Source organism: Paragemmobacter ruber (assembly GCF_009908315.1).
Classification (GTDB): Bacteria; Pseudomonadota; Alphaproteobacteria; order Rhodobacterales; family Rhodobacteraceae; genus Paragemmobacter; species Paragemmobacter ruber.
In genome coordinates this window covers 246,501-260,527 of record NZ_JAAATW010000001.1, presented here as the reverse complement: position 1 = coordinate 260,527, position 14,027 = coordinate 246,501, and the positions used below count along the sequence as shown (strand labels likewise).

At 65.7% G+C, this 14,027-nt stretch carries 11 protein-coding genes and 1 tRNA gene; 10 read left to right on the top strand and 2 right to left on the bottom strand.

The annotated features are described in order from the left end of the window. Positions 1 to 20: 20 nt before the first annotated feature. The 6 genes from GU920_RS01265 to GU920_RS01240 all read left to right on the top strand — a co-directional run bounded on the left by GU920_RS01265 (position 21) and on the right by GU920_RS01240 (position 6,750). Positions 21 to 1,442: a cryptochrome/photolyase family protein gene (locus GU920_RS01265; RefSeq protein ID WP_161765141.1), complete on the top strand. Its 1,422-nt coding sequence runs from the start codon at positions 21 to 23 to the stop codon at positions 1,440 to 1,442. Between the two features lie 116 nt (positions 1,443 to 1,558). After that, entirely contained in the window at positions 1,559 to 2,773 is a 1,215-nt protein-coding gene (locus tag GU920_RS01260; RefSeq protein ID WP_161765139.1) for an SAM-dependent methyltransferase, read from the top strand. 10 nt (positions 2,774 to 2,783) lie between these two features. Beyond that, a complete protein-coding gene (locus tag GU920_RS01255) occupies positions 2,784 to 3,224 on the top strand; it encodes a TrgA family protein (RefSeq protein WP_161765137.1) in 441 nt (146 codons plus the stop codon). Positions 3,225 to 3,248: 24 nt separating this feature from the next. Then, complete coding sequence (locus GU920_RS01250) at positions 3,249 to 4,367, top strand: NUDIX domain-containing protein (RefSeq protein ID WP_161765135.1); 1,119 nt, start codon at positions 3,249 to 3,251, stop codon at positions 4,365 to 4,367. Between the two features lie 88 nt (positions 4,368 to 4,455). Beyond that, complete coding sequence (locus tag GU920_RS01245; protein WP_161765133.1) at positions 4,456 to 5,115, top strand: GntR family transcriptional regulator; 660 nt, start codon at positions 4,456 to 4,458, stop codon at positions 5,113 to 5,115. 234 nt (positions 5,116 to 5,349) lie between these two features. Next, positions 5,350 to 6,750, top strand: a complete 1,401-nt coding sequence (locus tag GU920_RS01240; protein WP_161765131.1) for an aspartate aminotransferase family protein — start codon at positions 5,350 to 5,352, stop codon at positions 6,748 to 6,750. 64 nt (positions 6,751 to 6,814) lie between these two features. On the opposite strand, the gene GU920_RS01235 is transcribed toward GU920_RS01240, so the two are convergent. Next, positions 6,815 to 8,302, bottom strand: a complete 1,488-nt coding sequence (locus GU920_RS01235) for a nucleobase:cation symporter-2 family protein (RefSeq protein ID WP_161765129.1) — start codon at positions 8,300 to 8,302, stop codon at positions 6,815 to 6,817. A gap of 268 nt (positions 8,303 to 8,570) precedes the next feature. On the opposite strand from GU920_RS01235, the gene GU920_RS01230 reads away from it, so the two are divergent. From GU920_RS01230 to GU920_RS01215, 4 genes are all read left to right on the top strand, one after another. After that, complete coding sequence (locus GU920_RS01230) at positions 8,571 to 9,605, top strand: cysteine synthase A (RefSeq protein ID WP_161765128.1); 1,035 nt, start codon at positions 8,571 to 8,573, stop codon at positions 9,603 to 9,605. Beyond that, entirely contained in the window at positions 9,602 to 12,256 is a 2,655-nt protein-coding gene (locus GU920_RS01225) for a DUF3772 domain-containing protein (protein ID WP_161765126.1), read from the top strand. The genes GU920_RS01230 and GU920_RS01225 overlap by 4 nt, the downstream gene beginning before the upstream one ends. After that, positions 12,253 to 12,972 carry an alanyl-tRNA editing protein gene (locus GU920_RS01220; protein WP_161765124.1) on the top strand — a complete coding sequence of 240 codons (720 nt, stop codon included), beginning with the start codon at positions 12,253 to 12,255 and terminating at the stop codon, positions 12,970 to 12,972. Before GU920_RS01225 ends, GU920_RS01220 begins: the two co-directional genes overlap by 4 nt. Positions 12,973 to 13,023: 51 nt before the next feature. Next, positions 13,024 to 13,113: transfer RNA gene (locus GU920_RS01215), tRNA-Ser, on the top strand. Positions 13,114 to 13,301: 188 nt separating this feature from the next. On the opposite strand, the gene GU920_RS01210 is transcribed toward GU920_RS01215, so the two are convergent. Further along, entirely contained in the window at positions 13,302 to 13,763 is a 462-nt protein-coding gene (locus GU920_RS01210; protein WP_161765122.1) for a hypothetical protein, read from the bottom strand. Positions 13,764 to 14,027 lie beyond the last annotated feature (264 nt).

The window sequence follows — 14,027 nt, the reverse complement described above, 5'->3', positions numbered from 1 at the left end:
AAAAGGCAAGACTGGCGCGCATGACCCTCTCTCCCCTGATCCTCTGGTTCCGCCGCGACCTGCGGCTGGATGACCTGCCGATGCTGTCCGCTGCCGTGGCAAGCGGGCAGCCCCTGATCCCTGTCTTCATCCTTGATCCGGAAACCGAGGCGCTGGGTGCGGCGCCGAAATGGCGCCTGGGGCTGGGGATCGACGCCTTTGCCCAGACGCTGGCGGCGGCGGGGTCGCGTCTTATCCTGCGACGCGGGCCCGCGCTGGCCGTGCTCGAGGCGCTGGTGGCCGAGACCGGGGCCACGGGCGTGTTCTGGTCGCGGCTCTACGATCCGGCGTCCAAGGTCCGGGATACCGAGGTGAAGGCCGCGCTGAAAGCGCGCGGGCTGCGCGTTGAAAGCCATGCGGGGCACCTGATGCACGAACCCTGGACGGTCGAGACGGGGCAGGGCGGGTTCTACCGCGTCTATACCCCCTATTGGCGCGCGGTGCGGGGGCGCGATGTGGCCGCGCCCGAGGCCGCGCCCGCCCGCCTGCCCGCGCCCGATCACTGGCCCGCCTCCGACCGGCTGGAGGACTGGCAGACGGGCGCCGCCATGCGGCGCGGCGCGGCGGTCGTTGCGGCCCATGTCCGGGTGGGCGAACAGGCGGCGCGGGCGCGGCTTGATGCCTTTCTCTCCGGCCCCGTTGACCGCTATGCCGAGGCGCGCGATCTGCCTGCGGAACCCGGCACATCGCGCCTGTCCGAAAACCTCACCTATGGCGAGATCGGCATCCGCCGCGTCTGGCATGCCGCGCTGATGGCCTTTGATCAGGGCCGCCCGGGGGCCGAGACCTTTCTGAAGGAACTCGTCTGGCGCGAATTCTCGTATCACCTGATGCACCACACGCCGCACATCACCCATGCCAACTGGAAACCGGAATGGGATGCCTTCCCGTGGCAGGGCGACGGCCCGCAGGCCGAAGCCTGGCGGCGCGGCATGACTGGCGAGGCTTTCGTCGATACCGCCATGCGCGAGATGTATGTGACCGGCACGATGCACAACCGGGGGCGGATGATCGTCGCCTCTTACCTGACCAAACATCTGATGACGCATTGGACGATCGGTCTGGACTGGTTCGCCGATTGCCTGATCGACTGGGACCCCGCCGCCAATGCGATGGGCTGGCAATGGGCGGCAGGGTCCGGCCCCGATGCCGCGCCCTATTTCCGCATCTTCAACCCGGCCACGCAGGTGGAAAAGTTCGATCCCAAAGGCCAGTACCGCCGCCGCTTCATCGCCGAACTCAGCCGCCAGCCCGGCCCTGAGGCGCTGTCCTTCTTCGATGCCGTCCCGCGCGCCTGGGGCCTTGATCCCGCGCGGCGCTATCCGGCGCCCATCGTCGATCTGGCCGAAGGCCGCGCCCGCGCCCTTGCCGCCTATGCTGCGCGCGGAGGGCAGGGCGATTGACGCTAGGTCAGGCTGGCGATGGCCCGTGAAACGGCCAATCCGAACGAGATGAAACCCTTGAGTGCATCGCGCGTATCTGTGACTGTTGCGCCAAAAACAAGAAACGTGGGGAGTCCATGGACGTATTGACCACCATCAAGGGCCAGTCGGGCCTGCCGCGCTACTTTGCCTCGGCCTTTGACGTGCTGAAACGGATGGGGCGGGGGCGGCTGGACTTTGTCCTGCCCGATGGCCGCCGCTTCCGCATCGACGGCCCAAAGCCCGGCCCGGTGGGCGAGGTGATGATCCACAACCCCGATGTCTTTGCCCGCCTGATCCGGGAAGGCGATCTTGGCTTCTGCGATGCCTATCTCGAAGGCTGGTGGTCCTCGCCCGATTTGCAGGCGCTGATGGACCTTGTGCAACTGCCCGAAAATGACCCGATCAACGACGGCTTTCCCGGCATGGGCCTTTTGCGCCTGTTCGAACGGCTGCGCTTCTGGATGCAGTCGAACAGCAAGGCACAGGCGAAGAAGAACATCAGCCATCACTACGATCTGGGCAATGATTTCTACCGCCTCTGGCTTGACGACACGATGACCTATTCCAGCGCGATCTTCCGCACGGGGCAGGAAAGCCTCGAGGCCGCGCAAACGGAAAAATACAAATCCATGGTCGATCAGATGGGCGCGCGCCCCGGCGAACATGTGCTGGAAATCGGCTGCGGCTGGGGTGGCTTTGCCGAATATGCCGCCCGCGAGCGCGGGCTGAAGGTGACGGGCCTGACCATCAGCCAGGCGCAATATGATTACGCCGTGGCGCGCATGGAACGCGCGGGCCTGTCCGACCGGGTGGAAATCAAGCTGCAGGATTACCGCGACGAACGCGGCACCTATGACGGCATCGCCTCAATCGAGATGTTCGAAGCCGTGGGCGAACGCTATTGGCCGGTCTATTTCGACACGCTGCGCGAACGCCTCAAACCCGGCCGCAACGCCACGCTGCAGATCATCACCATCGCCGACAAGCGCTGGGAAGTCTATCGCAAAGGCGTTGATTTCATTCAGAAATACATCTTCCCGGGCGGTATGCTGCCCTCGCCCGCCGTGCTGCGGGCCGAGGTGGAGAAGGCCGGGCTCAAGGTAAAGGGGTCGATCGAATTCGGGGAAAGCTACAGCCTGACCCTGCGGCGCTGGCACGAAACCTTCAACGCCCATTGGGATGACGTGGCCCGCATCGGCTTTGACGAACGCTTCCGCCGGATGTGGAACTTCTATCTCACCTCTTGCGCCGGGGCGTTTCAGGGCGGAAACTGCGACGTAACACAGATTACCGTCACCCGCCCGAATTGAGGCCACGCCCATGCCCACTGCCGCAAAGCTGGTTGCCGCGTTGAGCTTTGCCTTTCTGGCCTGGGTGGTGTGCATCGTGATCGAGGGCGTCCTGCCCGAAGCCCAACGCGTGGGGCGCCTCTACCCCGTGTCGATCGCGATCGCGGCGCTGGCGGGGTGGTTCATCTCGGGCGCGGCCAAACGGTCAGGATATATCGACGCGGCCTCGACCGGTGTTCGCACGGCCATGACCGCCGTGCTGGCGGCGCTGTTTGCCTTTGCCGTGGCCACCATGCTGCAGGTGTCCATGCGCGGCATCTATCCGGGGCCGATGGATGCGCTTCTCGACATCGTCAACCAGTTCATAAAATTCGGCCTGCTGCTGGTTCATGCCCCCGTCGTGATCGCGATTTTCGTGGGTGGCGCGGTGGCGGGTATGATGACGGAATGGGCAGGGCGGCGCTGGCGCTAATGGCCGCGCAGCAAGGACGGGATGATGGTGGCCTTCTTTTTCTACGGCACGCTGTGCCACCCCCCGCTTCTGGAGACGGTGCTTGGACGGGCGGCGGCAACGCGGCCCGCCCGGCTGGCGGGCCACAGCGTGGCATGGGCGGAAGGGGCGGCATTCCCGCTGATCTTCCCAGCGCCGGATGGCACCGCCGAGGGGCTGCTGTGCGAGGGGCTGAGCGGGGAAGACGCGGCGCGGCTCGATTTCTATGAAGGCGGCTTCGGCTATGACGCGCGGACGCTGCGGGTGGAGACGGATAACGGCCCGGTCGAGGCGCGCGTCTACCTGCCGCGCCCGGGCCTGTGGCAGCCGGGGCAGGCGTGGCGCCTTGCCGATTGGGCGGGGCGCTATGGCCCCACCGCCGTGGCCACAGCGCAGGATTTCATGGCCCTGCGCGGCAAGCTGCCGGCCTCGGCCCTTGCCGCGCGCTATGGCGCGATGCTGGTGCGCGGGGCCAGCCGCCTGCGCGCCGCCGCGCCGCAACCGGCCACGCTGCGCCGCGCGCCCCGCGCGGATGACCTGCACGTCACCGCGCGCGAGGTGCCCTATGCCCGTTTCTTCGCGGTCGAGGAATGGCGCGTCGGCTGGCGGCAGTTCGACGGCGCGATGAACGCGCCCGTGGATCGGGCGGTCTTTGTCAGCTGCGACGCCGTGACGGTGCTGCCTTATGATCCGGTCCGCGACCGTGTGCTTCTGATCGAACAGTTCCGCGCGGGGCCGATGGCGCGGGGCGATGCCGCCGCATGGCAGCTTGAGGCCATCGCCGGGCGCATCGACGCGGGCGAGACGCCGGAAGAGGCCGCGCGCCGCGAGGCGGTGGAGGAGGCGGGTCTCACCTTGGGCCCGCTGCTGCCCGCCGCATCCTATTACCCCAGCCCGGGCATCCTGACCGAATACCTCTACTCCTATGTGGGTCTGGCCGATCTGCCCGACGGCATCGCCGGGGTCTTCGGGCAGGCGGATGAGGCCGAGGATATCCGCGGCCACCTGATCGCCTTCGACCACATGATGGAGCTTGTCGCCAGCGGCGAGATCGCGAATTCCCCCCTGATCCTGACCGCGCTCTGGCTTCAGCGCGAACGCGCCCGCCTGCGCGCCGGGCTGTGACATAGACGCCGGGCCCTTCCAGAGCATTGCAACTTGATCAAATGCAGGCGCCGGGGTTAGGTGTCGCTGGTCAGGCAGGGCGGGGCGCATGGACGACGACACGCGGAAGATACCATCGCACGAGGTGACCTATGGCCGCCTGCGCGACATGATCCTGTTCGGCCACCTGCTGCCCGGCCAGCCTGTCACGATCCAGGGGTTGATCCGCGACCTCGATGCCGGGATGACACCTGTGCGCGAGGCGATCCGACGCCTGACGGCGGAAGGCGCGCTGATGCCGCAGGGCAACCGCCGCGTGGCCGTGCCGCAGCTTACGCCCGCGCTTCTCGATCAGCTGGCCTTCGTGCGCCTGACGGTCGAGCCGAAACTGGCCGAACTGGCCGGGGCGCATCTCACCCCCGCGCTGATCGACCGGCTGGAGGCCATCGACGATCACGTGGACCGCGCCATCCGCGCGGGGTCGGTGTCGGAATACCTTGGCTCCAACCACGCCTTCCACTTCGCGCTGTATGAGGCATCGGATGCGCCGATCCTTGTCGATATCGCGCGCGGGCTCTGGCTGCGTTTCGGGCCGTCGCTGCGCGTGGTTTGCGCCCGCTACGGCGCGGCGGCGCTGCCTGACCGGCATGAAGAGGCGCTCGCCGCCATGCGGGCGGGCGACCGGGCCGCGCTGGCGCGCGCCATCGAGAACGACATCCAGCAGGGGATCGACCAGATCCGTCAGGCGCAGGCCGAAGGCGGGGTCTGACCCGGCGTCCGGGCCGAAGCGGCGCGCGTTTTGGCATACGCTTGTCTGCACGCGGTGTTGAACGCGTTGCTGCACGCCGATTTTTGCCAGATCCTTGGAAAGGCACGCTTTTCCGCAGGCAGGACTGCAATGCGCCGGAATTTGATCAAATTTCTTGAGTGTGCGCCGATTTGACCCTATGCTCACCCTAATGCCTGTCGTCCCGGCGGGCCGTTGATTCCGCGAGGCCCTGCCATGAACATGATCACCAACCACCTGCCGACCGCCGAACTTCAGGCGCTCGACGCCGCGCATCACATGCACCCCTTCACCGATTCCAACGGTCTGGCGGCCAAGGGCGCGCGGGTGATCACCCGCGGCAAGGGTGTCTGGCTGACCGACAGCGAAGGCAAGCAGATCATCGACGGCATGGCGGGCCTGTGGTGCGTCAATATCGGCTATGGCCGCCGCGAACTGGCCGAGGTGGCGGCGCGCCAGATGGAAGAACTGGCCTATTACAACACCTTCTTCCAGACGACCCACGTCCCCGCCATCGCGCTGGCCGCCAAACTGGCTGAGATCGCGCCCGGCGATCTGAACCACGTCTTCTTTGCCGGTTCGGGGTCCGAGGCGAATGATACCAACATCCGCCTTGTCCGCCGCTATTGGCAGGTCAAGGGCCAGCCCGACAAGCGCATCATCATCGCCCGCAAGAACGGCTATCACGGCTCCACCATGGGCGGCGGCAGCCTGGGCGGCATGGCCCCGATCCATGCCCATGGCGGCAAGATCGACGGCATCGTCCATATCGACCAGCCCTATTGGTGGGGTGAGGGCGGCGCGATGACCGAGGCCGATTTCGGCATCGAACGCGCCAAGCAGTTGGAGGACAAGATCCTCGAACTCGGCGTCGAAAACGTCGCGGCCTTCATCGGTGAACCCATTCAGGGCGCAGGTGGCGTGATCGTCCCGCCCGCTACCTACTGGCCTGAAATCCAACGGATTTGCGACAAATACGGCATCCTTCTGATCGCGGATGAGGTCATCACCGGCTTTGGCCGCACCGGCAACTGGTTCGGTTCGCAAACCTTCGGGATCAAGCCGCATATCATGACGATCGCCAAGGGCCTGTCCTCGGGCTATCAGCCCATCGGTGGCTCCATCGTCTGCGACGAGGTGGCGGCGGTCGTGGCGGAAGGGGGCGAATTCTTCCACGGCTACACCTATTCCGGCCACCCCGTGGCCGCGGCGGTCGCGCTGGAAAACCTGCGGATCATTCAGGAAGAGGGCATCGTCGACCATGTCCGCGATGTGGCGCACCCCTACCTCAAGGAACGCTGGGACGCGCTGGCCGACCACCCGCTGGTGGGTGAAGCGAAACTCGTGGGTCTGATGGGTTCCATCGCGCTGACGCCCGACAAGGCCAAGCGCGCGAAATTCGCCTCCGAGGCGGGCACTGTCGGCCTGCGCACGCGCGAGCGGTGCTTTGCCAACAACCTGATCATGCGCCATGTGGGCGACCGCATGATCATCGCGCCGCCGCTGGTCATCACGCCGGGCGAGATTGATACCCTGATCGAACGGGCGAAGAAGTCGCTGGATGAAAGCTATGCCGGGCTGAAGGCGGACGGATTGCTTGTCGCCAAGGCCGAATAAGCCATTGTAAGAAAATGAAAAAAGGGCGGCGATCAGGGATCGCCGCCCTTTTGTTTGCCTTGTCTCAATGATCGGCGGCGGCGGCAGCGGCCTTGATGTCGTCTTCGTTCAGGGTCGCGCCATTGAAGAAGGCGTTCAGCAGCACCGCCGCGACAGAGGCAAGCAGAATGCCGCTTTCGATCAGCGGGTGGATCGCATGGGGCATCCACATCTTGAAGTTGGGGGCGATCAGCGGGATCATCCCGAAGCCAAGGCTGACCGCCACGACGAACAGGTTGTTTCGGTTCCGGGCGAAATCGACGCCCGCAAGGATGCGGATGCCGGTCGCCGCGACCATGCCGAACATCACCAGCCCCGCACCGCCCAGCACCATGGTCGGCACGCTTTCCACCAGCGCACCCATCTTCGGCACAAGGCCCAGCACGATCAGGATGATGCCCCCGGCCACGCAGACATAGCGCGACCGCACCCCCGTGACGCCCACCAACCCCACGTTTTGCGAGAAGGAAGTGTAGGGGAAGGTGTTGAAGATGCCCCCGATCAACGTGCCCAGACCATCGGTTCGCAACCCGGCCGACAGCATCGGCTGGCTGACCTTCCGTCCCGTCATGTCGCCCAACGCAAGGAACATGCCGGTTGATTCGATCATCACCACGATCATCACCAGAACCATGGTCAGGATCATCACGGGATCAAAGATCGGCGCCCCGAAGTGGAACGGCGTGATCAGCCCGAACCATGCTGCTTCTCCCACCTTGTCAAAGGTCATGGCGCCCGTCGCCACCGCAATCACCGCCCCGACGACGATCCCGAGGAGGACCGAGATGTTTGCCACGAAGCCTTTGCCGAAGCGGGCGATCAGAAGGATTGATAGCAGCACGACCGTGGACACGGCGATGTTGCCCAAGGGCGCGTAGGCAGGATTGTCCATCCGTGCCGCCAGCGCCAGCCCTTCCGGTGGCGGGGCGATGCCCGTCGCGCTTCCAGCGGCCAGCCCTTCTGTCACGGAAGAGAGCCACGCCGCATGGGCCGGGTTCACGATCTGCGGCGCGGTGGGGCCGACGGGGTTTCCGAAGATCCAGTTGATGCCAATCCGCATCAGGCTGACGCCGATCACAAGGATGATCGTCCCCGTCACGACTGGCGGAAAGTAGCGCAGCATCCGGCTGATGAAGGGCGCGACGAGTATGGAAATGACGCCCGCTGCCATGATCGCGCCAAAGATCGCCCGCGCGCCTTCTGGCCCGCCATTCGTGTTCGCCATGGCCACCATCGGCCCTACGGCCGCAAAGGTCACGCCCATCATCACCGGCAGGCGGATGCCGAACCATTGCGTCGCGCCCAGCGATTGGATCAGCGTGACAAGGCCGCAGACAAAGAGATCGGCCGAAATCAGGAAGGCCACATCGGCCGGTTCCAGTTTCAGCGCGCGTCCGATGATCAGGGGCACCGCAACGGCGCCGGCATACATCACAAGCACATGCTGAAGACCAAGGGTGAAGAGCTTGGGGGTTGGTAGAACCTCGTCTACCGGATGGACCGCCTGGGTCATGCGTTTCGTTCCTTTCCCTGAGGGGTGCTGTTCTTCGCGCCGTCTCCGCGGCCCCCCTCGGGCGAGCGGTCCGGTTAGTGCGCCCGGTCTTTTCGCCGGGCTTTCGGTAGCCGTGCACGATAGGGCCGGCTGTCAGCATCCGCTCACTGAAATTATTTGAAACTGTTTGGGCGGGAAGCGTGGGGTGAAACCGCTCGATTGCCCTGCATGGCTTGAGATTCCCGCCGCCTGCGCCTACACGTTGGGCAAAAGGTGAAGGACAGCCCCGATGCGGATTTACAGCGATCTGGCCGAGACGATCGGCAACACGCCCCTGATCAAGCTGAAGCATGCCAGCGAAATGACGGGCTGCACCATTCTGGGCAAGTGCGAGTTTCTCAATCCGGGGCAATCGGTGAAGGATCGCGCCGCGCTTTACATCATCCGGGACGCGGTGGCGCGGGGCGCGTTGAAGCCCGGTGGCACGATCGTCGAGGGGACAGCAGGCAATACCGGCATCGGGCTGGCGCTGGTGGGGGCGTCGATGGGGTTCCGCACGGTGATCGTGATCCCCGAAACGCAAAGCCAGGAAAAGAAAGACATGCTGCGGCTGGCCGGGGCGGAACTGGTGCAGGTGCCGGCCGCGCCCTACAAGAACCCCAACAACTATGTCCGCTATTCCGGCCGTCTGGCCGAGGCTCTGGCACGGACAGAGCCGAACGGGGCGATCTGGGCGAACCAGTTCGACAACGTGGCCAACCGTCAGGCGCATATCGAAACGACGGGGCCGGAAATCTGGGATCAGACCGGGGGCAAGGTGGATGGCTTCATCTGCGCGGTGGGATCGGGCGGCACGCTTGCCGGTGTCGGCATGGCGTTGCAACCCCGGGGCGTGAAGATCGGGTTGGCCGATCCCGAGGGCGCGGCGCTGCATTCCTTCTACACCACGGGCGTGTTGGAAAGCCCCGGCACGTCGATCACCGAAGGGATCGGGCAGGGGCGCATCACGGCGAACCTCGAAGGGTTCAAGCCGGATTTCAGCTATCGCATCCCGGATGCCGAGGCGCTGCCCCTTGTCTTTGACATGTTGCAGGAAGAAGGCATCTGCCTTGGCGGATCGTCGGGCATCAACATCGCGGGCGCGATCCGCATGGCGCGCGACATGGGGCCGGGCCACACGATCGTGACGATCCTGTGCGACTACGGCAACCGCTATCAGTCAAAGCTCTACAACCCCGCGTTCCTGAAGGAAAAAGGCCTGCCGGTTCCGGCCTGGCTTGACCGTGCGCCGCGGGCGATCCCCACGGTGTTCGAGGACGCATGACAGCGCAGGACCTGCGCGATGGGCGCGCGCCCCGGGACCTGAGGCACGAGGCCGGACGCAAGGCCCTTGCCGGGTGGCGGTCATGGCTGGCGGTCATGGTGATGGCTGTGGCGCTTGGCCCCGCGCTGCCCGCCCTTGCGCAGCAGGAGGCCCCTGCGGATGCCCCTGCGGCGCAGGACGACAGCGCACAGCCCGGCGCCACGGCAGAGACACCCACGGGGCAAGCTCCCGCCCAGAGCCCCCCGGCAGCCGCACCGACCGTCACCGTCACGCCGCAGGGCACCACCGTGGTAGTGTCCAAGGGGCAGGGGCGCAGCGGTTCGACGCTTGATTACGCGGCATGGGAACGTGCGGCCGAGCGGGCCGAGTCGGTGCTGGCAAATCCCGATGTCGACAGCCGGATCCTTGATAACCTGCGCACGCAGATCGTGGATTGGCGCGCCGCCTTTCTGGTGGCGCAGAACACCAACTCCACCCGCATCGCCACCCTGCGCGACCAGATCGCCGCCCTTGGCCCTGCGCCCGCCGAGGGCGAAACGGAGGCGGCCGAAATCGCGACGCGAAGGCAGCAGCTTTCCGATCAGCTTGTCCGATTGCAGGCGCCGGGCATTGCCGCGGAAGAGGCCTATCGCCGCGCCGATGGCCTGATCGGCGAAGTGGACCGTGTGCTGCGCGAGCGGCAGGCGAGCCAGCTTTTGCAGCTTTGGCCTTCGCCCATCAATCCGGCGAACTGGCCGGCCGGGCTGGCGTTCCTGCGCGATGCGACCGTGGCGCTATGGACCGAGACAAGCTCGCGCTGGACGCAAGGGGATGGGCGCGAGGCGCTGGTGGACAATCTGCCGCTGATCGTGCTGCTGGGTGCGCTTGGCCTTGCCCTCATCTCGCAATCGCGGCGCGTGCTGGCGCCGTTGCAGCGCAGATTGCCCCTGCCGCGCACGGCGCGCGGGCGGCGGGTCGTGCTGCTGCTTCTTTCTATGATGCAGGTCGTACTGCCCACGCTTGGCGCGATTGCCCTGAGCCAGGCCTTGCTTTTGACCGGGCTGTTCGGGCGGGTCGGATCGGAACTGGCCGTCCTGCTGCCGGGCGTCGTCTTCACGATGGTGGCGGCGAACTGGCTGGGCACCACGATCTTTCCCTTCGATGACGGGATCGACCTGTCCGGCATCGAGGTGCCCGAGCGCAGGGCCGAGGGGCGGTTTCTGGCCCGCACCATTGGCCTTGTGCTGGGGGTTGAGGCTGTCTTGCAGGTTGTCATGGCCGAGTTGCGGGCCAGCGATACCGCGAATGCGGTGCTGGGTTTTCCGTTGCTTGCCACGATGGCGGTGCTGATCTTCCGCATGGGGCAGCTGTTGCGCCGCCATGTGCGCAGCGTGGCGGCCGGGGAAGAAGGGCCGAGCATCGGCCTGCGCGTGCTGGGCCTCTTGGCGCGGGGGGTGATGCTGACGGGCCTTGCCGGCGTGGTGCTGGGGGCGATCGGCTATATTGCAGCCGCGACCGCGCTTGTTTTCCCTTCGGTGATCTCGCTGGGTCTGGTGGCGCTTTTGTTCGTAGCCCAACGTCTGGTGGGCGATCTTTACGGCTTGGTCACCAAATCCGATGCCGCGGATCAGGACGGGCTGATCCCCGTGCTGATCGGCTTTGCGATGACGCTGGCATCGCTGCCTTTGTTCGCGCTGGTCTGGGGGGCGCGGCTGGCCGATATCACCGAGTTGTGGCAGCGCTTCCTGAACGGGTTCCAGATCGGCCAGACGCGCGTCTCGCCCACCGATTTCCTGATCTTTGCCGTGATCTTCGCCGTGGGCTATGCCGTGACGCGGCTGTTCCAGGGGGCGCTTCGCGGATCGGTGCTGCCCCGCACGACGCTGGATCAGGGCGGGCAGAATGCGATCGTGTCGGGGGTGGGCTATATCGGCATTTTCCTTGCCGCGCTCATCGCCATCAACTTTGCCGGGATTGATCTGTCGGGCCTTGCCATCGTTGCCGGTGCGCTGTCTGTGGGCATCGGTTTCGGCCTGCAGAACATCGTGTCGAACTTTGTGTCGGGCATCATCCTTCTGATCGAACGCCCCGTCAGCGAAGGCGACTGGATCGAGGTCGGGCAGGTTCAGGGGACGGTGAAATCCATCTCGGTCCGTTCCACGCGGATCCAGACCTTCGACCGTTCGGATGTCATCGTACCCAATGCCGATCTGGTGACGCAGCAGGTGACGAACTGGACAAGGTTCAACCTTTCCGGGCGGCTGATCGTGCCCGTTTCGGTGGCTTTCGGGACCGACACCCGCAAGGTGGAGCGTGTCCTGCGCGAGATTGCCGAGGCGCAACCACTGGCCGTGCTGAACCCGCCGCCACTGGTGGCCTTCATGGGATTTGGCGCCGATGCGATGAATTTCGAAATCCGCATGATCCTGCGGGATGTGAACTTCTCGCTGTCGGTGCGCACCGAGGTGAACCACCAGATCGTCAAGCGTTTCGAAGAAGAAGGGATCGAGATCCCCTTCGCGCAGACCGAGGTTTACCTGCGCAACGTGGATGCCCTGGGTCGCGCACTGCGCGGGTTGGCACCTGCCTCGCCGGCGCAAGAGGCCGGGGATCCGATGCCACGCACCGCCACCCGGGCGCGCGACAGCGGGAGTGAGGAGGCCGCAGGATGACCGAGCCGTTGTTTCGCAGCGACGCCTATCTGCGCGAGGCCAAGGCGACGGTGATCGCCCATACCGCCGAGGGCGGCGTAATCTGCGACCGCAGCCTCTTTTACGCCACCGGCGGGGGGCAGCCGGGAGATTCCGGCTGGTTGGTCTGGGAGGGCGGGCGCTTGCCCATCGCGACCGCCGTCAAGGCCGAGGGCGGCCGCATCGCGCTGGTGCCGGCCGAACCGGCGGGCATGCCGCCTATGGGCGCGATCGTGACCCAGATCCTGGATTGGGACCGCCGTCATCGCCACATGCGCGTGCACACGGCGCTGCACCTCCTGTCGGTCGTGATCCCGCTGCCCGTGACAGGTGGACAGATCGGAACGGAACGGGGACGGCTGGATTTCGATATGCCTGATCCGCCGGCGGATGTGCAGATGCTGGAGGATCGGCTGAATGCGCTGATCGGGCTGGATCTGCCGGTGACCGACAGCTGGATCAGTGATGACGAGTTGCTGAGGAATCCGGGATTGGTGAAGACCATGTCGGTCCAGCCGCCGATGGGGCAGGGGCGGGTCAGGCTGGTGCGGATCGGCGAGGGCGCGACGCAGGTGGACCTGCAACCCTGCGGCGGAACCCATGTCGCCCGCACGGCCGAAATCGGCCGGGTGGAGATTGGCCGGATCGAAAAGAAAGGCCGCCAGAACCGCCGCGTGTCGATCACCTTGATGGATTGATCCGTCGAGCCCCTTGCGCCGCCAAGTTTCACCGCTTAAGGAGTGCCGCAAGGACAGTTGGCCGAGTGGTCGAAGGCGCACGCCTGGAAAGTGTGTAGGCGGGGAACCGTCTCGAGGGTTCGAATCCCTCACTGTCCGCCAATACTATCGAAATGATTGAGAAATTTGGCGCTTCCCGCTAGGGGCACTAAATGGGCACTAAAGGCGCATGCGCTGGGCCGTGTCTGCCGTGTCGGGCGGCTCTGGGCTTGGGTGTGGCAGGCTGTCGCACCTTTCCCCGGCAGGGGCAGTTGGGCAGCCCGGCCCGATCTGGGCGCACTGCCGGGCCGTCAGAGAAGGTCGCAGTTGCCCGCGCTGTAGAGCATGTTCGCTTTCGTAGCGATCAGTTCCGGCTCAAGAAGCCAGTCTTTGATTGGCAGTGGAAGCCCGTGTTGGTCTTCTTGCGACACGTCGGATCGTGCTGCGTCCGTCGCATAATGGAACACTCTGCCCAGGATGAAGTCCACCGAAGGCCCGGCGTTGAGAGAACCGAGGATCATGGGGGCATGCTGGCTGAGTTCTTCGTCGGTGATCGTCCCAGCTTCCAAGGCAGCATAGAACCGCCGCCCGGCGTCTAGCCCGGTCGCGTAGTGGTCACTGGCTCGATCTGCCTTCCTTGCCAACTCAGCATAGGTGCCGCACTCAAAAGCCGTCCACATCGCCCGCGGGGCCTTCGCGCCTTCTTCGCTGGCAGCGCCCATGCCGGGCAGAAGGTCAAGGGCCAAGGCGGGGGCGATCAACCGGCGCAGCATCCAATTTCCTCCTGACTATCCCTCCACGCTATCCGGCAGGGGCGGCCTTGTCATTCCCCGGACGTTGCCCGGTTAAGGCTATTTCCCCCTCCTCGGACGGCTGCCGCGCCGGGGAGGGGCGCGAACGTGGCTGGGCTAGCCAACGGTGGCGTCTCGGCTGCGGACGTAGACACCGGACGCGGGGCTGGTCCGGCAGGGGCGGGGCCACCCCCACCCCCCGGCCTACCCCGAACAGGTCAGGTTAGCGTGTATCCCCGCCGCGCC